This window comes from Microbacterium lushaniae (assembly GCF_008727775.1).
Lineage (GTDB): Bacteria > Actinomycetota > Actinomycetes > Actinomycetales > Microbacteriaceae > Microbacterium > Microbacterium lushaniae.
In genome coordinates this window covers 2301927-2322250 of record NZ_CP044232.1, presented here as the reverse complement: position 1 = coordinate 2322250, position 20324 = coordinate 2301927, and the positions used below count along the sequence as shown (strand labels likewise).

17 protein-coding genes and 2 riboswitches are annotated in these 20324 nt (G+C 70.9%); of the genes, 13 read left to right on the top strand and 4 right to left on the bottom strand.

Annotated features, from left to right (window positions below; translation table 11 throughout):
- Positions 1-30: 30 nt before the first annotated feature.
- Positions 31-972 carry a glycosyltransferase family 2 protein gene (locus tag F6J85_RS11070; protein ID WP_150925018.1) on the bottom strand — a complete coding sequence of 314 codons (942 nt, stop codon included), beginning with the start codon at positions 970-972 and terminating at the stop codon, positions 31-33.
- Positions 973-1088: 116 nt separating this feature from the next.
- Here F6J85_RS11070 and F6J85_RS11065 point away from each other — a divergent pair, with 116 nt between their 5' ends.
- The 4 genes from F6J85_RS11065 (at position 1089) to gcvP (ending at position 7052) form a co-directional block, all read left to right on the top strand.
- Complete coding sequence (locus F6J85_RS11065) at positions 1089-2261, top strand: MarP family serine protease (RefSeq protein WP_150925017.1); 1173 nt, start codon at positions 1089-1091, stop codon at positions 2259-2261.
- A 162-nt stretch (positions 2262-2423) separates the two neighbouring features.
- Positions 2424-2512: riboswitch (glycine riboswitch) on the top strand.
- Positions 2513-2623, top strand: a riboswitch (glycine riboswitch).
- A gap of 45 nt (positions 2624-2668) precedes the next feature.
- Positions 2669-3793, top strand: a complete 1125-nt coding sequence (gene gcvT / locus F6J85_RS11060) for a glycine cleavage system aminomethyltransferase GcvT (protein WP_150925016.1) — start codon at positions 2669-2671, stop codon at positions 3791-3793.
- On the top strand, positions 3790-4170 hold the full coding sequence (gene gcvH, locus F6J85_RS11055) for a glycine cleavage system protein GcvH (protein ID WP_150925015.1): 381 nt from the start codon (positions 3790-3792) through the stop codon (positions 4168-4170). Before gcvT ends, gcvH begins: the two co-directional genes overlap by 4 nt.
- A 71-nt stretch (positions 4171-4241) precedes the next feature.
- Positions 4242-7052 carry an aminomethyl-transferring glycine dehydrogenase gene (gene gcvP / locus F6J85_RS11050; protein WP_238707114.1) on the top strand — a complete coding sequence of 937 codons (2811 nt, stop codon included), beginning with the start codon at positions 4242-4244 and terminating at the stop codon, positions 7050-7052.
- A gap of 184 nt (positions 7053-7236) precedes the next feature.
- Here gcvP and F6J85_RS11045 read toward each other — a convergent pair whose 3' ends face one another.
- Both F6J85_RS11045 and F6J85_RS11040 read right to left on the bottom strand, forming a co-directional pair.
- Positions 7237-8184, bottom strand: coding sequence for a hypothetical protein (locus F6J85_RS11045; RefSeq protein WP_150925013.1), 948 nt, complete (start codon positions 8182-8184; stop codon positions 7237-7239).
- A gap of 208 nt (positions 8185-8392) precedes the next feature.
- Entirely contained in the window at positions 8393-9193 is an 801-nt protein-coding gene (locus tag F6J85_RS11040) for a CPBP family intramembrane glutamic endopeptidase (RefSeq protein ID WP_150927364.1), read from the bottom strand.
- 195 nt (positions 9194-9388) lie between these two features.
- On the opposite strand from F6J85_RS11040, the gene F6J85_RS11035 reads away from it, so the two are divergent.
- The 3 genes from F6J85_RS11035 to F6J85_RS11025 all read left to right on the top strand — a co-directional run bounded on the left by F6J85_RS11035 (position 9389) and on the right by F6J85_RS11025 (position 13982).
- On the top strand, positions 9389-11173 hold the full coding sequence (locus F6J85_RS11035; RefSeq protein WP_150925012.1) for an ABC transporter family substrate-binding protein: 1785 nt from the start codon (positions 9389-9391) through the stop codon (positions 11171-11173).
- 153 nt (positions 11174-11326) lie between these two features.
- Complete coding sequence (locus tag F6J85_RS11030) at positions 11327-12871, top strand: ABC transporter permease (protein WP_150925011.1); 1545 nt, start codon at positions 11327-11329, stop codon at positions 12869-12871.
- A gap of 31 nt (positions 12872-12902) precedes the next feature.
- Complete coding sequence (locus F6J85_RS11025; RefSeq protein ID WP_150925010.1) at positions 12903-13982, top strand: ABC transporter permease; 1080 nt, start codon at positions 12903-12905, stop codon at positions 13980-13982.
- Between the two features lie 14 nt (positions 13983-13996).
- On the opposite strand, the gene F6J85_RS11020 is transcribed toward F6J85_RS11025, so the two are convergent.
- Entirely contained in the window at positions 13997-14599 is a 603-nt protein-coding gene (locus F6J85_RS11020; RefSeq protein WP_150925009.1) for a PH domain-containing protein, read from the bottom strand.
- 62 nt (positions 14600-14661) lie between these two features.
- Between F6J85_RS11020 and F6J85_RS11015 the strand changes: the two genes are divergently transcribed.
- The 6 genes from F6J85_RS11015 (at position 14662) to fdxA (ending at position 20322) form a co-directional block, all read left to right on the top strand.
- Positions 14662-16425: a dipeptide ABC transporter ATP-binding protein gene (locus F6J85_RS11015; RefSeq protein WP_150925008.1), complete on the top strand. Its 1764-nt coding sequence runs from the start codon at positions 14662-14664 to the stop codon at positions 16423-16425.
- Positions 16426-16513: 88 nt separating this feature from the next.
- Positions 16514-18424 (top strand): translational GTPase TypA, encoded by a 1911-nt coding sequence (gene typA, locus F6J85_RS11010; RefSeq protein ID WP_150925007.1) that lies wholly within the window; start codon positions 16514-16516, stop codon positions 18422-18424.
- A 69-nt stretch (positions 18425-18493) separates the two neighbouring features.
- The gene (locus F6J85_RS11005) at positions 18494-19237 is read left to right on the top strand and encodes an AzlC family ABC transporter permease (protein ID WP_238706931.1); all 744 of its coding nucleotides are present in this window, start codon (positions 18494-18496) and stop codon (positions 19235-19237) included.
- Positions 19234-19548 carry an AzlD domain-containing protein gene (locus F6J85_RS11000; protein ID WP_150925006.1) on the top strand — a complete coding sequence of 105 codons (315 nt, stop codon included), beginning with the start codon at positions 19234-19236 and terminating at the stop codon, positions 19546-19548. Before F6J85_RS11005 ends, F6J85_RS11000 begins: the two co-directional genes overlap by 4 nt.
- 22 nt (positions 19549-19570) lie before the next feature.
- Entirely contained in the window at positions 19571-20005 is a 435-nt protein-coding gene (locus tag F6J85_RS10995; RefSeq protein ID WP_224793638.1) for a histidinol dehydrogenase, read from the top strand.
- Entirely contained in the window at positions 20002-20322 is a 321-nt protein-coding gene (fdxA, locus tag F6J85_RS10990) for a ferredoxin (protein WP_150925005.1), read from the top strand. The genes F6J85_RS10995 and fdxA overlap by 4 nt, the downstream gene beginning before the upstream one ends.
- Positions 20323-20324: the final 2 nt, after the last annotated feature.

Genomic DNA, 20324 nt, shown 5'->3' with positions numbered 1-20324 from the left:
GCACTCTCGGCGAAGAGGGGAAGGGGCGGGCTACCAGAGCAGGGCGGCGGCGACCGGAGGCGGCGGGGGCGCGGAAGGTGCGGAGAAGGTGTGGATGTCGCGGACGAACGCGCCGAGCGCCCGCCGGTAGGCGTCGTCGGGGTGCGTGCGGGCGATCTCCACGAGCGGCGGGACGTCCATAGCGAGGATGAGGCGGACGCGATGCTGCACCGCGGCGTGCAGCCCCGCGTCGGCGAGCACGTCGATCCCGCCGCGCATCGCCGCGAGGTACTCCTGCAGCACGGGGAGGGCGTGCCGCCCCTGCGTGATGGAGGTGCCGTCCGCGCGCTCGCGCCACTCCACGACCACGTCGGGCACGACGTCGAACGCGCGGGCGCGCGCGTACATCTGCTGCGCGACGATCTGGTCTTCGTACAGCCGCCCGTCGGGGAACCGCAGGCCGGCGCGATGCCAGAACTCCGTGCGGCTCACCTTCGACCAGGCCACGATGTTGGCGGATGCGCCGGGGTGCTCGGTGAGCGTGGTCGCGGCGCGCGCCGGGCTCATCGCCGCCGCCACCCACGGCTGCACGGCGCCGGCGGCGTACCCGCCGACCCCGTCGGGGCGCAGGCGCACGTACGCCCCCACCGCGAAGTCACTCCCGGATGCGTCCAGCGCCCCGATGAGCCGCTCCAACGCCCGCGGACGCAGCCTGTCGTCGGCGTCGAGGAAGCCCAGGAGGGGCGTGTCCACGAGGTCGAGGCCCGTGTTGCGGGCGGCGGCGAGCCCGCGGCGGGTCTCGTGCCGGACCACGCGGAATCGCGGGTCGGCGGCCGCGGCCGCGGCGAACAGCTCGCCCGTGGCATCCGTGGAGGCGTCATCCACCAGCACCGCCGTCCAGTCGGTGCGGGTCTGCGCGAGGAGGGAGTCCAGCGCCTCATGCGCATAGGCCTGAACGTCGTGCCCCGGCACGATGACGGTGATCGCGCTCACGCGCCCGATCGTACCGCCGCCACCGATGCCGCCAGCGCGTCGGCCACCGGCGCGAGGAGATCGGCTTCCGGCTTCGCCGTCGGGGTCCTCCCAGGGTGTCGTCCTAGCGTGATCCCGTGCTGCTCGTGGACGTCCTGCTGATCGTGCTGCTCGTGATCGCGGTCGTCGTGGGACTGCGCCGCGGGCTGCTCGCGAGCGTCGGGCTGTTCGCGGGGCTGGCCGCCGGCGCCCTCGCCGCGTACTGGCTCATGCCGGTCGTGGGGCGGTGGGTTCCCGTGGCCGGGTGGCGCACGCTCGCGGTGGCCGCGACCGGCATCTTCCTCCTGCTGGTGGGCGCGGCGATCGGGTCGGCCGTCGGGCGGATGCTGCGCCGCGGAGCCGACCGCATCCGCCTGCGCATCCCCGAACGGCTCCTGGGCGCGGCGGTGAACCTCGTGGCGGCAGTGCTGGCGATCTCGTTCGTCGGCGGGGCGCTCGTGTCCACCGGAACCCCGGTCGTCTCCAGCGCGCTGGCATCCTCCACGGTGCTGCGCACGATCGACGCCGGGACTCCGGCACCCGTGCGTGCGGCGCTGGCGCAGCTGCGCGGGTCGGTGTTCGATGAAGGCCTGCCCACCCTCGGCCGGCTCCTCGAACCGGTCGTGACGCCCGAGACCCCCGACGTCGCCCTCGACGACCCCTCCCTGACCCGTGCGGCGCAGTCGGTGGCGAAGATCACCGGCGTGGCATACGCGTGCGGCATCACCGCCAGCGGCACCGGCTTCGCCGTCGCGCCCGATCTCGTCGTGACCAACGCGCACGTGGTGGCGGGGGTGACCCAGCCGGTCGTGGAACTTCCCGGCGAGGCGGCCCGCGACGGGCGCGTGGTGTACTTCGACCCCATCGACGACCTGGCCGTCGTCGCGGTGGACGATCTGGGCGCCGAGCCGCTCACCGTGGCCCCGACGCTGGCGGTGGGCGACGCCGCGGTCGTGCAGGGCTACCCGCACGGCGGCCCGTTCACCTCCGGCCCGGCGCAGGTGGTCTCGGTCGGCACGGTCGCCGTCCCCGACATCTCCGACTCCTCCGCCGCGCTGCGGGAGATCTACGCGCTGGCCGCCACCGTGCAGCCCGGCAATTCCGGTGGTCCCGTGCTCACCACCGACGGCCGCGTGGCAGGTGTCGTCTTCGCCCGCTCCGACGTCGGCGACGACCTCGGGTACGCGATGACCCCGGCGGAGCTGAATCCCGTGCTCGCCCAACTCGACGCGTTCGACGCGGCAGTCCCATCCGGCTCCTGCCGGCGCTGAGCGGGCACCGTCAGCCCTTCACTGCTCCGGCCATGACGCCGGAGACCGGTGGGCCCCCGCACCCCGACGCGCCCATGTCGCCCGGCGACGCCGCGCGCTATGCTGGCCCGGCGTCCCGCCCTCGGGTGGCCGCCGGCTCCGGCTGACAATCGAACATCGGCCACGACCCTCGCGGGAGAGCCCCGGTCTCCGGGCACCGAAGGAGCAAGCCTCCCCGCCAATCTCTCAGGTCCGCGTACCGCGCGGGTCAGGCCACTCTGGAAAGCGACCGGGATGCACTGCCCCGGTCCGCCGACGGTGAAAGCCGCCGCATCCGCTGGATGAGGCGACGAAACTCTCAGGCTCAAGACAGAGGGGGAGTTCCCAGACACCACCGGGTGTCTACCCGCACGCGAACGGGAGAACTCATGCCAGGCCCCCGCACGACGCCGCTGCACGACCGCCACGTGGCGCTGGGCGCTTCCTTCACGGATTTCGGTGGCTGGCTCATGCCGGTCCGCTACAGTTCCGACCTCGCAGAGCATCACGCCGTGCGGGATGCGGCGGGACTGTTCGACATCTCCCACATGGCCGAGTTCGACGTGCGCGGTGCCGAGGCCGCCGCGTTCCTGGACTACGCGCTCGCGGGACGGCTGTCGGGATTGACCTACGACCAGGCGAAGTACTCCCTCGTCCTCACGCCGGAGGGCGGCATCATCGACGATGTCATCGTCTACCGGCACTGCGGTGACCGCTTCCTCGTCATCGCCAACGCCGGCAACCGCGACGCGGTCGCCGGGGCTCTCGCCGAGCGCAGCGGAGGGTTCGACGTCGCCGTCACCGACGAGACCGATCGCACCGCCCTGATCGCCGTGCAGGGGCCACGTGCCGCGGACATCGTCGCGGCCGTCTCCGGGCTGTCGGAGCACTCCGCGCCGATCGCGGAGCAACGGTTTTACCGGATGGCGCACGCGGTCTTCACCCCGGCCGGCGGCGGCCCCGTCACCGTCCACCTCGCCCGCACGGGATACACCGGGGAGGACGGGTTCGAGCTGATCGTGCCCGCCGACGCCGCCGGAGCGCTGTGGGACGCGCTGATGACGGCGGGGGTGCCCCTGGGTCTCGTGCCGGCGGGCCTGGCCGCCCGCGACACCCTGCGCCTGGAGGCGGGCATGCCCCTGTACGGGCACGAGCTCGGCCGCCACATCCTGCCCGCGCAGGCAGGACTCGGTCGCGTCGTGGCCGCCGGCAAGGAGGACTTCGTCGGGCGGGCGGGTCTCGGCGCCGTCGTCTCGCCCCAAGCGCGTGTGCTCGTCGGGCTCGTCTCGGACGGCCGCCGGGCCGGCCGCGCCGGCTATGCCGTGTACGCCGGCGACAGTGTCGTCGGCGAGGTCACCAGCGGAGCACTCAGCCCGACGCTCGGGCATCCCATCGCGATGGCCTTCGTCGCGCCGACGGCCGCCGCATCCGGCACCGAACTCACCCTCGATGTCCGGGGGACCCGCGTACCCGCCACCGTGACCACCCTGCCGTTCTACCGGAGGAAGCAATGACAGATCTCGATGCCCTCATGTACACCGCCGAGCACGAGTGGATCGCCGTGGACGGCGACGTCGCCACCGTGGGGATCACCGACTACGCCGCCGACCAGCTCGGCGACGTCGTCTTCGTCGACCTGCCCTCCGTCGACGCCGCCGTCAGCGCGGGGGACGTGTGCGGCGAGATCGAGTCGACGAAGTCGGTCGGTGAGCTGTACGCCCCCCTGAGCGGCGCGGTCGTCGCCGTCAACGACGCCGTCGTCGAGGACCCCTCGATCGTGAACAACGACCCGTACGGACGCGGATGGCTCGTGAAGATCCGGATCGACGCCGAGCCGACCGGGACCCTGGACCGCGCCGCCTACGTCGCACTCACCGGCGGCGACGCGTGACCGGCGCAGCCCCCCGCATCGCCGCGTTCGCCGACCGGCACATCGGCACCGACGCCGCCGCCCAGCGGCGCATGCTCGACGTGCTCGGCTACGACAGCGTCGACGCCCTCGTGCGCACCGCCGTGCCCGCCGGCATCCAGGTGCACGAGCGACCCACGAGTGACATCCCCGCCGCCGCGAGCGAGGCGGAGGCGCTCGCCGAGCTGCGCGAACTCGCAGGCCGGAACCGGCCCGGCCGGCCCATGATCGGGCTGGGCTACTACGACACGCTCACGCCGTCGGTCATCGCGCGCAACGTGCTGGAGAACCCGTCGTGGTACACCGCGTACACGCCCTACCAGCCGGAGATCTCGCAGGGGCGCCTGGAGGCGCTCATCAACTTCCAGACCATGGTGGCCGACCTCACCGGGCTCGCCACCGCCAACGCGTCGATGCTGGATGAGGCCACCGCCGTCGTGGAGGGCATGCTGCTGGTACGGCGGGCGACGCGGTCGGCCTCGAACGTCTTCCTCGTCGACGCCGACGCGCTGCCCCAGACGAAGGCCCTGCTGCGCCATCGTGCGGCGGCGGTGGGGATCGAGCTGCGCGAGGTCGACTTCGCCGCCGGAGCCGTGGAGCCTGTCGAAGCGTTCGGAGCCTTCCTCCAGTACCCGGGCGCCTCGGGGCGCGTGTGGGATCCGTCGGCGACGATCGAGGCCGTGCACGGGCAGGGTGGGCTCGTCGTCGTGGCCGCCGACCTCCTCGCCCTCGCCCTGCTGCGCTCGCCGGGATCGCTCGGCGCCGACGTGGCGGTGGGGACGACGCAGCGCTTCGGCGTGCCGCTGGGGTTCGGCGGCCCCCACGCCGGCTACCTCGCCGTCCGATCAGGGCTGGAGCGTCAGCTCCCCGGGCGCCTGGTAGGGGTGTCACAGGATGCCGCGGGCCATCCCGCCTATCGGCTGTCGCTGCAGACGCGCGAGCAGCACATCCGCCGGGAGAAGGCCACGTCGAACATCTGCACCGCCCAGGTGCTGCTGGCCGTCATGGCCGCGATGTACGCGGTGTATCACGGCGCCGACGGGCTGCGCGCGATCGCCGCCGACGTCGCGCGCAAGGCCGAGGTCCTCGCCGACGCGCTGCGCGGATACGAGCTCCCACTGGTCGCGGACGCCTTCTTCGACACGATCCGCGTCTCGGTGCCCGGGCGCGCCGAAGACGTCGTGCACCGTGCCCGCGAGCGCGGCTACCAGCTGCTGTGGGTCGACGAGGCCACCGTGGGGGTCTCAGTCGACGAGACGACCACCGCCGCGGACCTCGCCGCCGTCGCCGCCGCGTTCGGGCTGCCCGAGACCGGTGACCGCCGCATCGAATACGCCGGCGCGGAGCCGGTTCGGGCCGTGCCCGCCGCGCTCCGCCGCGACGACGCCTACCTGACGCATCCGGTCTTCTCCTCCCACCGCAGCGAGACGGCGATGATGCGCTACCTCACGCAGCTGGCCGACCGCGACTATGCGCTGGATCGCGGGATGATCCCGCTGGGCTCGTGCACGATGAAGCTCAACGCGGCCACCGAGATGGCGGCGGTGTCGTGGCCGGAGTTCTCCCGCGTGCACCCCTTCGCCCCCGAAGAGGACGTGCGGGGATACCTCGTGCTCATCGAGCAGCTCGAGCGGTGGCTGGCCGAGGTCACCGGCTACGACGCGGTGTCGCTGCAGCCCAACGCCGGCTCGCAGGGGGAGCTCGCCGGGCTGCTCGCGATCCGCGGATACCACCGCGCCAACGGCGACCTCGACCGGGTGGTGTGTCTCATCCCGTCGTCCGCGCACGGTACGAACGCCGCATCCGCCGTGCTCGCAGGCATGCGCGTCGTCGTGGTGGCGTGCGACGAGGCCGGGAACGTCGACCTCGGCGACCTGCGCGAGAAGATCGCCGCCCATGCCGACGAACTGGCGGCGCTCATGATCACCTACCCGTCCACGCACGGCGTCTACGAGCATGACGTGCTGGAGATCACGCAGGCCGTGCATGACGCCGGTGGCCAGGTGTACGTCGACGGCGCGAACCTCAACGCCCTGCTCGGATACGCGCGGTTCGGCGATCTCGGCGGCGACGTGTCGCACCTGAACCTGCACAAGACCTTCGCGATCCCGCACGGCGGGGGCGGCCCGGGCGTCGGGCCGGTCGCCGCGAAGGCGCACCTGGCGCCGCACCTGCCGTCGCATCCGTTCTCCCAGCGCGCCGATCATGCGGGTGGCGTCTTCGACGGCGGTCCGATCTCGGCGGCACCGCACGGATCGGCCGGCATCCTGCCGATCTCGTGGGCCTATGTGCGGATGATGGGCACCGAGGGGCTCCGGGATGCCACCGCCGCCGCGGTGCTCGGCGCGAACTACATCGCCGCGCGCCTGCGCGACCACTTCCCGGTGCTGTACGCGGGGGAGGGCGGGCTCGTCGCACACGAGTGCATCCTCGACCTCCGGCCGCTGCGGGAGAAGACCGGGATCACGGTCGACGACGTGGCCAAGCGGCTCGTCGACTACGGCTTCCACGCGCCGACGATGTCGTTCCCCGTCGCCGGGACGCTCATGGTCGAGCCCACCGAGTCGGAGGACATCGGCGAGCTCGACCGGTTCGTCGAGGCGATGATCGCGATCCACGCCGAGGCGCACGCCGTGGCCGCAGGGGAGTGGCCCGCCGACGACAATCCGCTGACCAACGCTCCGCATACGGCCGAGTCGGTCGTGGCCGGCGAGTGGACGCATCCGTACTCCCGCGAGGTCGCGGTCTACCCCGTGCGCTCGCTCGTGCGGACGAAGTACTGGCCCCCCGTGCGCCGCATCGACCAGGCCTACGGCGACCGCAACCTCGTGTGCGCCTGCCCCCCGCCCGAGGCCTTCGCCTGACCCCCGCCCCGCCCGACCCCGCGCGCGGCCCCGGCCCGGCCCTCACCATCCGCGAGACTGCACGCAGCTGACGAGAGCGCGACATTCTGTCGTTGTCTCGCCGGTGGCATGCAGTCTCGCGGGTAGGGGCCGGTCCGGACGGCGGCGGCGGCGGGCGGCGCGGCCCGCTCGCGGGTGGGGGAGGTCAACGGGGGCGGGTCAGGGCGCGCTGAAGGGCGAAGAGCGGCGCGTGCTCCCGGGGGCGGATGATGCGCAGGCCCGCCGAGCGGAGGAGAGACTCGAGCGGATCGGCGGCCAGCGCCTCCGACCAGCCCCAGTGCGGTACGGCGCGGACGCCGTGGCGGAACAGCCGCGCGTCGCGCCGATGTCGTTCACGCAACGCGGTGAGCGGGTCGCCGAACCGGCCGTCGTACTTGAGGTCGCCGTCGCTCTCGCCGGCGACGGCGTGGTCCGCCCACCACTTGTCGACGCGGTCGTCGCCGATGCGCACCTGCAGTTCCGGCTCGGGGAACCCCAGCCATTCGACCACCGCGCGGTCGATGGACTCCAACGGAGACTCCGGCAGCGCGGACGCCCGGTGTAGCGCCCAGCGGGCATGGCGGCGACCGCGGGCGGACGAGCGGGACTCGTTGGCCGCGACAAGGGCCTCCACGGTGAGCGACGGGTCGCGGCGCAGGGCCGCATCCGCCGTCGCGAGGGCGATCGCGGGGTGGCGGACCCGCGCGATGTCGACCACCGTGTCCACCAGTCCGGTCAGGAGCGCGCCGCCGACGGTGCCGATCTCGCGCGCATCCCGCGTGGTGTGCGTCTGCACCCCGCCGACGAGCCGCGACGTGGCGTCGTCGGATGCGATCACGTGGACGGTCCCCGGATCGCCGAAGATCGGCAGACCGTGCAGCGCCGCCGCCGACTCCAGGCACGCCGGGTCATCGGGCCGCAGCAGCACCAGCGCGTGGACGCGGACCAGGTGCCGCTCCCACGGGGCCAGGCGCGCCCAATCCGCCGCAGGCGCGTACACGCCCCGCAGCACCGGCACGAGCTCACCGGCCCGAACGGCTCGAGTGGTGTGCGGAGCATCCCGAGCGTGGATGAGCGGAATCGGGCTCGTGAGGAGGGGGATGACGTCTGTCATCCCGCCAGCCTCCGCTCCCGGGTCCTTCCCGACCGGTGCCGCGGTCGTTCTGTGGACAGCCCCCCGCGCCGCCCGGCCTGTGGAGAGCAGCATCCCACCCCCGCGAGACTGCACGCCACCGGCGAAACCCCGACATAATGTCGCTCTCTCGTCGGTGGCGTGCAGTCTCGCCGCTGAACGCCGGGCCGGGCCGGGCGGGCGGGCGGGGTCAGGCGGGCGGGGCGAAGACCGCGGGCCACAGGGCGGCGGCGAGTGGATAGCCGACGAAGGCGACGATGTCGATCAGGGTGTGGGCGACCACGAGCGGCATGACGCGACCCCACCGCCGGTAGCACCAGCCGAAGACCAGGCCCATGGCGAAGTTGCCCACGATCGCGCCCACACCCTGGTACGCGTGATAGGCACCCCGCAGCGCGGCGGTGGCGAGGATGATGCCCCACCACGACCACCCCAGCCGGCGCAGCCGGTCGAACAGGTAGCCGAGGAAGATGACCTCCTCCGTCAGCCCCGCACGCAGCGCCGAGAGCACCAGCAGCGGCACGACCCACCACGCCGAATCCAGCGGGGAGGCGACGACCGCCACGTTCAGGCCGAGAACGCGGGATGCGGCGTACAGGGCGAGCCCGGGGACGCCGATGATCGCCATGAGCACCGCCGCGCGGCCGAGGTCGCCGCCGAACCGGCGGAAGTCCAGTCCGATCCGATCCAGGGCGCTGCGACCCGGCTCCCACAGCAGGTACACGACGAGCCCGACGATCGCGAGCGAGAAGGCGATGTCGAGGAAGCGGTACAGCGCATCCCACAGCGCCTCGGCGTCGCGAGCGGGGTTCAGCTGCGTCTGCTGCTGACCGATCGGGGTCGTCCGAAGCGACGCGCGGCTGAGGGACAGCACCGAGTACAGCGCCGACTGGCCGACGCTCACGGCGAGGACGAGGACGACCTCCCAGCGCAGCCGCACACGGTCTGCGCGCGCCGACAGTGCCAGCGGCGAAGGGAATCCCGCGGCCATCCCGGCATCGGACATCCGCACCTTGTCAGATTGCCACACTTCGTTCCTCGCGAATTAAGGGTATGTAACGTTTTCCACAGGAGTTTTGACCAACCCTGCACCCGTCCTTATCGTTTCCCTATCCGCGCCCCCCGGAAAGGGCATCGCTGCCTGGGCGGGCGCATCACCCTTTGCACAGGAGGAAATGTGTCAGGAATGACATGGCGCAAGCGCGCTTTGACGGCAGGGGCAGGTGTCGCAGTCGCGGCTCTCGCGCTCGCCGGCTGCACCACCAGCGGCGGCACGGACGACGAGACGACGTCCGACGGCGGCACCATCACGATCGCCACGACGAACGCCTTCACGTCGTTCAACGGCGACACCCCCGACGCCAACCTCGACACGAACGGCATGATCGGGTACCTCACCGGCGTCAGCGGAGACCTCGGTCTCGGCGGATTCCAGCGTCTGGACTCCGACTACACCGTCCTGCCCAACGAGGACTTCGGAACCTTCGAGAAGATCTCCGACGACCCCCTGACGGTCGAGTACACCCTCAACGAGGGCCTCACCTGGAGCGACGGCGAGCCCATCACCGCCGATGACATGCTCGTGAACTGGGTCATCGACTCCGGATGGTTCGACGACGCGATCATCGACCCCGCGACGGGCGACTCGACCAACGGCGGCACGCAGTACTTCACCCTCGCCGGCAGCACGGCGGGTCTGGACACCACGTCGTTCCCCGAGATCAGCGAAGACAACATGTCGATGACGCTGACCTACGCGACGCCGTTCGTGGACTGGGAGCTGGTCAACCCGATCGGCAAGCCCGCCCACGTCATCGCCGAGAAGGCGGGCGTGTCGCTCGAGGAGTTCATCGAGCTCATCAACACCCTCCCCGAGGGCAACCCGGAGGCCCCGGTCGCGCCGAACCCGACGCTGCAGGCTGCCGCCGAGTTCTGGAACACCGGCTACGACGTCACCGCGATGCCCGAGGATGAGAGCCTCCTCGTCGCGAGCGGCCCGTTCATCGTGACCGACTTCGTCCCGGAGTCCAGCATCACGCTGGAGAAGAACCCCGAGTACAAGGGCGACATGTCGCCGGCGTACGACCAGCTCATCGTCCGCTTCATCGGCGACGCCAACGCTCAGGTCACGGCTCTTCAGAACGGCGAGGTCAACGCGATCCAGCCCCAGCCCTCGGCCGACACGCTGACGGCGCTCGAGAACGCCAACGCCACGGTGATCCCGGGTGACCAGCTCGCCTACGACCACCTCGACCTGAACTTCACCGGTGTCTTCGCCGACCCGGCCGTTCGTGAGGCGTTCCTCAAGACGATCCCGCGTCAGCAGATCCTCGAGTCGATGGTCACCCCCGTCAACCCCGAGGCTGAGGTCCTCAACTCGCAGATCTTCCTGCCCACCGACGCCGAGTACGGCGACGCGGTGGCCGCGAGCGGGTACGACCAGTACACCGAGCCCGACATCGACGGCGCCAAGGCGCTGCTCGCCGGTGCGACCCCGACGGTTCGCATCCTCTACAACACCAACAACCCGAACCGCGTGGACAGCTTCCGGGCCATCCAGCAGTCGGCTCAGGAGGCGGGCTTCATCATCGAGGACGCCGGCTCGCCCGACTGGAGCGCGCTCCTGGGCAGCGGCGCGTACGACGCGTCGATCTTCGGATGGGTCTCGCCGGGTGCCGGCAACGCCGCCCTGCCGCAGATCTTCCAGACCAACGGTGGTGGAAACTACAACTTCTACTCCAACCCCGAGGTCGACACGCTCGTGGACGAGAGCCAGGTGACCCTCGAGGAGGACCGCCTGTCGGAGATCAAGATCGAGATCGACGCGGCCACCGCCGCCGACTTCTACGGTCTGCCCCTCTTCCAGTCGCCGGGTCTGTTCGCAGACAACGGCACGGTCGAAGGCATCGAGTACTTCGGTGGCCAGACCGGCATCGTCTGGAACGCGCAGGAGTGGACCCTCGCGGGCTGATCCCCGCAAGGTGACACCCGGGCGCACACGCGCCCACGGGGCGCCGGAGTCCACGGGCTCCGGCGCCCCACACGTTCGTGCCACGAGCGCGACTATCCTGTCCGAAGCGCGCACAACGCGTGACTCGGCCCGATCGAAAGAAGTGACAACGCGATGGTCGGATTCGTCCTCAGGCGCATCGCCGTCTCGATCCTGGTGCTGCTGGCAGCCTCGTTCCTCATGTACGTGCTGTCCGCCAACGCCGGCAACCCGCTCCAGGACCTCGAAGGCAGCAACGCTCCCAACCGCGAGCAGCTGATCGCCGCCCGCATCGCCGCCCTCGATCTCGACGTGCCGCCGGTGCTGCGCTACTTCCTGTGGCTCGGTGGTGCCGCGCAGTGTCTCGTGCCGTTCGTGGGCACGTGCGACCTGGGCACCACGATCTCCAACGCGCAGGTCACCGCCATCCTTCCCATGGCGATGACCTCGACCCTGCAGCTGGTGACGATCGCCTTCTTCGTCGCGATCGTCCTCGGCGTCGCCGTCGGCGTCGTCACCGCTCTGCGCCAGTACAGCGGATTCGACTTCGGCGTCACGCTGCTGAGCTTCTTCCTCTACTCCCTGCCTGCGTTCCTGGTGGCCGTGCTCCTGAAGGAGTTCCTGGCCATCGGCTTCAACAACTTCCTGCAGTCCGAGACGACGATCCCGATCTGGCTGATCGCCGTGGTCACCGTCGTCAGCGCCATCGTCTGGCAGGCCATGATCGGCGGCCCGATGCGTCGCCGGCTCGCGATCGCGGGAATTTCCGGCGCGGCCACCGCGGCACTGCTGGTCTATTTCGACGTGACCGACTGGTTCCGTCAGCCGGGCCTGGGCCCGATCGGCCTCCTGCTGATCATCGGCGGAACGGTCTTCCTGACCACAGCCCTGCTGGCCGGACTCGAGAACCGGCGCGCGCTGCTGGTGGCCGGCCTGAACGGCGCGATCGCGTACATCTGCTACTTCGTGCTGCAGGGTCTGTTCGACGTCTCCAGCTTCGCCACGCTCGTGATCCTCGGACTCGTCGCCCTCGCCGTCGGCATCGCGTCGGGAATGATCCTCGGGGGAACCGACCGCGGGCTCGCGGCCCGCGTAGGCGGCATCGTCGCCGTCATCTCCTCCGGGTTCGTCGTCCTGGACCGGTTCATGCAGGCCTGGCCGGTGTACATGGACAACCCCCGGATCAACGGCCGGCCGATCGCGACCGTCGGTGCGAGCACCCCGGGCTTCTCCGGTGACCTGTGGCTGTCGGGAATCGACTCGTTCACCCACCTGCTCCTGCCCACGATCGCGCTGCTGCTGATCTCCTTCGCCAGCTACACCCGGTATGCCCGCGCGGGGATGCTCGACGTGATGAACCAGGACTACATCCGCACCGCGCGCGCCAAGGGCGTCTCCGAGCGCACCGTCGTCATGCGTCACGCACTGCGGAACATGCTCATCCCCATCGTCACCCTCATCGCCACCGACGTGGGCACGCTCCTGGGCGGCGCGGTCATCACCGAGCGCGTCTTCGCCATCAGCGGGATGGGGTCGCTGTTCGTCGCCTCCATCGAGAGGGTCGATGTGAACCCCGTCATGGGGTACTTCCTCGTGATCGCCATCACCGCGATCGTGTTCAACTTCCTCGCCGATCTCGCGTACGCCGTGCTCGATCCCCGCGTTCGGGTCGTCGCATGATCGCCGTCCCCCGACCTGCGGAGGTCACCCGATGACCCAGATGATGCCCGAACCGGCGCTGACCCCGGCGCCGCCCTCCGCGGAGGAGGAGCACACCGTCGGCGTCAGCCAGGGGCGCCTGATCCTCCGGCGCTTCCTCGCGAACAAGGTCGCCGTCGTCTCCGGCATCCTGTTCCTCCTCATCGCCGTCTTCTCGATCTCGGCGGTGGGCCTCGGTCCCATTCCCGGATGGTGGAAGCACAACTACACCTCCCTCAACCCGCAGCTCGACGGCGGCGCACCGACGCTCTCGCTCATCCCGCAGTGGCTCGGCGGCTCCGGGATCTCCTTCGGCGAGCACCCCTTCGGCCAGGACCGGATCGGCATCGACTACTTCGCGATGACGATGCGCGGCATCCAGAACTCCATCGTCGTGATGTTCGTGATCAGCATCGTGGGCACCGTCATCGGCACGGTCGTGGGCGCGATCGCCGGTTATTACCGCGGCATCGTGGATTCGATCCTGATGCGCATCACCGATGTCGTCATCGTCATCCCGATCATCGTCATCGGCGCCGTCGTGGGTCGGGCCACCGGCGGCCTGGGTGTGTGGCCGCTCGCCTTCTTCCTCGCGCTGATCTCGTGGACGACGATCGCGCGCCTGGTGCGGGCGGAGTTCCTCAGCCTCCGCGAGCGCGAGTTCGTGGAGGCCGCACGCGTGGCCGGGGCCAGCGATGCGCGCATCATCTTCAAGCACATCCTCCCCAACGCCATCGGCGTCGTGATCGTAGCGGCGACCCTCCTCGCCGCCGCCGCGATCCTCCTGGAGACGGCGCTGAGCTTCCTCCGCCTGGGCGTGCAGCCGCCGGATGTGTCGCTGGGCCTGATCATCTCCGACAACCAGTCGGCCTTCCAGACCCGCCCGTGGCTGTTCTGGTGGCCGGCGACCTTCATCGTGCTGCTGGCGCTGCTGGTCAACTTCGTCGGAGACGGTCTGCGCGACGCGTTCGACCCGCGGCAGAAGCGGTTCTCGCTGCGGCGGACGAAGGAGCCGGTGTCCAAGGACTCCGACGCCCCGGCGACGTCGCCCGCGGGACCGGCGGCATCCTCCCCGACTCCGCCGTCGCCATGATCCTGACCTTCAGCTCACGCCAGGAGGATCGCGCCCACCAGTCCGGTCACTCCCACGACGATCGCCACGATCGCCGTGAGTCGCGGACGCACCTGCAGCGGGATGCGGTCGGCCACGCCGGTTTCGATGCGGCCGCTGTCGCGCAGGTGGTGCCAGCGTTCACGGACCAGTTGCGCGGCCCGGCCGGAGTCGGTCGTGGGCAGCTCGCCCGGGCGCACGCCCGGCTGGGTGGGCGCCTCGGAACGCCGGTGGGCGCGCGCGGCGCGGACGGACGTCATGGCGCCCGGCGCCGGTGCCGCGGTGGCGCTGATGCGGCGCTGGGGCGTGTGCAGGACCAGGGCGTAGCGGGTGTCGACGTGGATGAGCGCGGCCCACGGGACGCGGTACTCCATCAGCACGTTGGCGACTTCGGCGCCGTCGTCGTCGACCGCCACGTACGGCGACCACAGCAGCGCCCACACGAGGGCGGCACCGCTCACGGCCCCCAGGACGATGCCGGGCGCGGCTGTGAAGGCACCGGGCGTGAGCAGCGTGCCCAGGGCCACGGCTCCCAGCGCGACCCACGCGACGATGCTCAGCACCTGATTGAACCTCGAACGGAACACGACACGTGGCATCCGTTCATTCTCCCATCCCCCGATGTCTCGCTCCCGCCGCGCGGGACGGGAAGGACCCTCTCATGACCTCGACCGCACAGCCGGCGACCCCGGCGCTGGAGATGACCGACGTCAGCGTCGACTTCGCCGTCGACGACGTGTGGGTTCCCGCCGCCAAGAACCTGACCTACTCGATCCAGCGCGGCCAGGTGGTCGCCGTCGTGGGGGAGTCGGGCTCGGGCAAGAGCGCCAGCTCCATGTCGATCCTCGGCCTGCTGCCCCGTAACAGCCGCGTGCGCGGCAGCATCAGGGTCAACGGGCGGGAGATCCTCGATCTGTCCCCGCGGGCGCTGCGCCAGCTGCGCGGCACCGAGGTCGCCGCGATCTTCCAGGAGCCGATGACGGCGCTGAACCCCGTCCTGACGGTGGGCTTCCAGGTCGTGGAGGCCATCCGCGCGCACACCGCCAAGAGCCCCGCCGAGGCGGAGGCGCGCGCCCTCGAACTGCTCGGGATGGTCGGGCTGCCCGACCCGCAGAAGGCCTTCGCGTCCTACCCGCACCAGCTCTCCGGCGGACAGCGGCAGCGCGCCATGATCGCCCAGTCCATCAGCCTCGACCCCGCGCTGCTGATCGCGGACGAGCCCACCACGGCGCTGGATGTCACGGTGCAGGCCGAGATCCTGGATCTGCTGCGCGACCTCCGCGACCGCCTCGAGTCGGCGATCCTCCTCATCACCCACGACATGGGCGTGGTCGCCGACCTGGCCGACTGGATCGTCGTGATGAAGGACGGCGACATCGTCGAGCAGGGCGCAGTGGGGGAGGTGCTCAACAACCCCCAGCAGGAGTACACGCGCGAGCTGCTGGCCGCTGTGCCGCGCCTGGGTGACAAGTCGGCCGAGCACGGCGCCGTGGACGTGGTGGAAAGCCTCGCGCACGTCGTGGAAGAGGTCGAGGCGGGCGTCGACGCGAAGGTGATCGCCGCCGCCGCGGAAGCGCCCGTCATCGCCAAGCCCGTCTTGGAGCTGGACCACGTGTCGGTCGAATACGGCAAGCGGCGCCGCGTCGCGGCGTTCCGGGCCGTGGATGACGTGACGCTCGGGATCGCCGAGGGAGAGATCGTCGGCCTCGTGGGCGAATCCGGCTCCGGCAAGTCGACGATCGGCCGCGCGGCGATCGGCCTCCAGCCCATCGCAGAGGGACGCCTCGTCGTGGACGGCATCGACATCAGCGCCGGCTCCCGGAAGATCGTGTCGTCGCTGCGGCGCAAGGTCGGCATCGTGTTCCAGGACCCGTCGTCGTCGCTGAACCCCCGCATGCCGATCGGGGAGAGCATCGGCGAGCCGATCATGCTGGCCGGCGAGGCCAAGGGCAAGGACCTCGATCGCCGGGTGGAAGCGCTCCTGGACGAAGTGCGGCTGCCGCGCAACTACCGCAACCGCTACCCGCACGAGCTCTCCGGCGGGCAGAAGCAGCGCGTCGGCATCGCGCGCGCCCTGGCGCTGAAGCCCCGCCTGCTCGTGGCCGACGAGCCGACCAGCGCGCTGGATGTGTCGGTGCAGGCGCGCGTGCTGGAGCTCCTGAGCGAACTGCAGCGCGAATACCGCTTCGCGTGCCTGTTCATCAGCCACGACCTGGCCGTCGTGGACGCGCTGGCCGATCGCATCGTGGTGCTGCACCGCGGCCGGATCGCGGAGCAGGGAACGCGCGACGAGATCCTCCGCGCCCCCAAGGAGCCGTACACGCAACGGCTCATCGCGGCCATCCCCGTGCCCGATCCGGAGGTCCAGGCCGCCCGCCGCGAACTCCGCCACCAGCTGCTGCTGGCGGAGCGCGACGCGTCCTGATTTCTCGGTGCAGCCGGTTCGCAGCACCGTCCCGGTAGAATGGGGCGGCCCGATTCCGGGCGCACCCCGAACTTTCAAGGATTCCTTCATGGCGCATGCCCTCCGTTCCGATCTGCGCAACGTCGCGATCGTCGCTCACGTCGACCACGGCAAGACGACGCTCGTAGACGCCATGCTGCGCCAGACGGGCTCCTTCGGCTCTCACGAGCACATGGAGGAGCGCGCCATGGACTCCAACGATCTGGAGCGCGAAAAGGGCATCACGATCCTCGCCAAGAACACGGCGATCACCTACAACGGCGCCCACACCGACGTGCCCGTCACCATCAACGTCATCGACACCCCCGGCCACGCCGACTTCGGCGGCGAGGTCGAGCGCGGCTTGTCGATGGTCGACGGGGTCGTACTGCTGGTGGATGCGTCGGAGGGCCCGCTGCCCCAGACGCGGTTCGTGCTGCGCAAGGCGCTCGAGGCCAAGCTTCCCGTCATCCTGCTGGTGAACAAGACCGACCGCCCCGACGCCCGCATCGCCGAGGTCGAGACCGAGAGCCACGACCTTCTCCTCGGGCTGGCCTCCGATCTCTCCGATGACGTGCCCGACCTGGACGTGGACGCACTGCTGGACGTGCCGGTGGTGTACGCCTCCGGACGCGCGGGCGCCGCATCCCGCAACCGGCCCGCCAACGGCTCCCTGCCCGACAACGACGACCTCGAGCCCCTGTTCGAGGCGATCCTCGAGCACGTGCCGGCCCCCTCGTACGACGACGAGGCGCCGCTGCAGGCGTGGGTCACCAACCTCGACTCGAGCCCGTTCCTCGGACGCCTGGCGCTGCTGCGCGTCTTCAACGGCACGCTCAAGAAGGGCCAGACGGTCGCCTGGGTGCGCGCGGACGGCAGCACCAGCAACGCCCGCATCACGGAGCTGCTCAAGACCCGGGCGCTCGAGCGCTATCCCGCCGAGAGCGCCGGCCCCGGCGACATCGTCGCGATCGCCGGATTCCCCGACATCACGATCGGCGAGACGATCGCCGATCCCGACGACGTCCGCCCGCTGCCGCAGATCCACGTCGACGAGCCGGCCATCTCCATGACGATCGGCACCAACACCTCGCCGCTGGCCGGCAAGGTCAAGGGCCACAAGCTCACCGCGCGCCTGGTGAAGGACCGCCTCGACCGTGAGCTGATCGGCAACGTCTCGCTCAAGGTCGTCGACATCGGCCGGCCGGATGCGTGGGAGGTGCAGGGCCGCGGCGAGCTGGCGCTGGCGATCCTCGTCGAAAACATGCGCCGTGAGGGCTTCGAGCTCACCGTCGGCAAGCCCCAGGTGGTCACCAAGAAGGTCGACGGCAAGACCTACGAGCCGTTCGAGCACCTCACCGTGGACGCCCCCGAGGAGTACCTCGGCGCGATCACGCAGCTGCTGGCCAGCCGCAAGGGACGCATGGAGTCGATGACCAACCATGGCACCGGCTGGGTGCGCATGGAGTTCGTCGTGCCCTCGCGCGGCCTCATCGGCTTCCGCACCGAGTTCCTCACGACCACCCGTGGCACCGGCATCGCCAACGCGATCTCGCACGGTTACGAGCCCTGGGCGGGCCAGATCGTCACGCGGCAGAACGGCTCGATCGTGGCCGACCGCTCCGGCGTGGTCACCCCGTTCGCCATCATCGCCCTGCAGGAGCGCATGTCGTTCTTCGTGCAGCCGACCGAAGAGGTCTACGAGGGCATGGTCATCGGCGAGAACTCGCGCAACGACGACATGGACGTGAACATCACCAAGGAGAAGAAGCTGACGAACATGCGTCAGTCCACCTCCGACACGTTCGAGTCGATGACCCCGCCGCGCCAGCTGTCGCTGGAGGAGAGCCTCGAATTCGCCCGCGAGGACGAGTGCGTCGAGGTGACGCCGGAGAAGGTGCGCATCCGCAAGGTCGTGCTCGACGCGACCGAGCGCGGGCGCGCCACCGCGCGGCTCAAGCGCCAGGACGCCAACGTCTGATCCTCCGTCGCGCCGGAGTGGCGGCGGGTGGTGGCGCCGACGTCGCCGGGCGTCGGTATGCTCCCACGGGTGACCGCAACCGAACCCGCCGACGAACGCCGCCGGGCGACGCGGCAGGGCCTCGCGGTGGCGCTGGCCACGAGCGCGTACGGAGTGTCGTTCGGGGCACTGGCCGTCGCATCCGGGCTGGACGTGTGGCAGACCTGCGTGCTGAGCGCACTCATGTTCACGGGCGGATCGCAGTTCGCCTTCGTGGGCGTCGTGGGTGCGGGGGGAGTGGCCGCGACGCCGGCGGCCATCGCCTCCTCGGCGCTCCTCGGAGTACGCAACGCCGCCTACGCGATGCGCATGTCGCCGGTGATCGGGCGCGGCTTCTGGCGCCGCGCGGGCGCCGCGCAGTTCACGATCGACGAGTCCACGGCGGTGTCGCTGGCCCAGACCGACCCGCGCGCACGCACGCTCGGCTTCTGGGTCACCGGCATCGGCATCTACATCGGCTGGAACGTCTCGACGCTCCTGGGCGCTCTGGCGGGCGACGTGCTCGGCGACCCCCGGCAGTATGGGCTGGATGCGGCGGCCGCCGCGGCGTTCCTCGCGCTGCTGTGGCCGCGCCTGCGCGGACGCCAGGCGCTGGCGGTGGGGGCGGCAGCCGCCGTGATCGCCACTGTCCTCACTCCGGGCCTCATGCCCGGTCTCCCCGTCATCGTCGCGGCGGCCGTGGCCGTGGCGGTCGGCTGGTTCAACTGGCTGGGACGATCCGAGCGTCCGGCGCCCGAGCCACCCGACGTCCCCGAGCGAGAGGGGCTCCCGTGACCCTGTGGAACGCCGTCCTGCTGGCCTCCGTCATCTGCGTCGCGCTGAAAGCGGTCGGATACCTCCTGCCGGCGCGCTGGGTCGAGGCGCCGCGCCCCGCGCGCATCGCCGACCTGCTCACCGTCGCGCTGCTGGCCGCGCTCGTCGCGGTGCAGACCCTGGGCGCCGGTCAGGCCGTCGTCGTGGATGCGCGCATCCCGGCGGTGCTCGTGGCCGGCGGCCTGCTCGCGCTGCGTGCGCCGTTCCTGGTCGTCGTCGTGGCCGCCGCCGTCACCGCCGCGCTGCTGCGCCTGTGGGGCTGGGCGGCATGATCTCGGCGCCTAGACTGTCGCGGTGACCTCCCCGGCGTTCCCCGTGCTTGCGGCACGCGTCCTCACATGGATGCTGTCGCTGGTCATCGGCGCCGTCTACGGCACTGCCGCGACCGTCGCGCACGCCTACACCGTGGCGGGCCTGCCGCTCGGCCTCGTGCTGGCGATCGTGGGGACGGGGGCGCTGCTGGTGGCCTTCCGCACGCTGACGGGGGATCGGTGGACCGCACTGGCGGGCGGCCTGGGCGTCGTGGGGGCCACCCTGCTGTTCAGCAACGTCGGACCCGGCGGATCGGCGATCGTGGCCCCTGCCTCCCCGGCGACCGAGTGGATCCCGCTCACCTGGACGCTCGCCGTCCCGCTCCTGGTGGCGGTCGTGGTGGCATGGCCCGACCTCTCCCACCTGCGCGCCGAGGAGCCGCCGCCCCCCGCGAGCCCACGTAGACTGGATCCGTGACGTATGTGATCGCCCTCCCGTGCGTGGATGTCAAAGACCGTGCGTGCATCGACGAGTGCCCCGTGGACTGCATCTACGAGGGTGATCGCTCGCTCTACATCCACCCGGACGAATGCGTCGACTGCGGTGCGTGCGAGCCGGTCTGCCCCGTCGAGGCCATCTACTACGAGGACGACCTTCCCGAGGAGTGGTCGGACTACTACAAGGCCAACGTGGAGTTCTTCGACGACATCGGCTCGCCCGGAGGCGCGGCGAAGGTGGGGGTCATCCACAAGGATCACCCGGTCATCTCGGCGCTCCCGCCCCAGGGCGAGTGAGC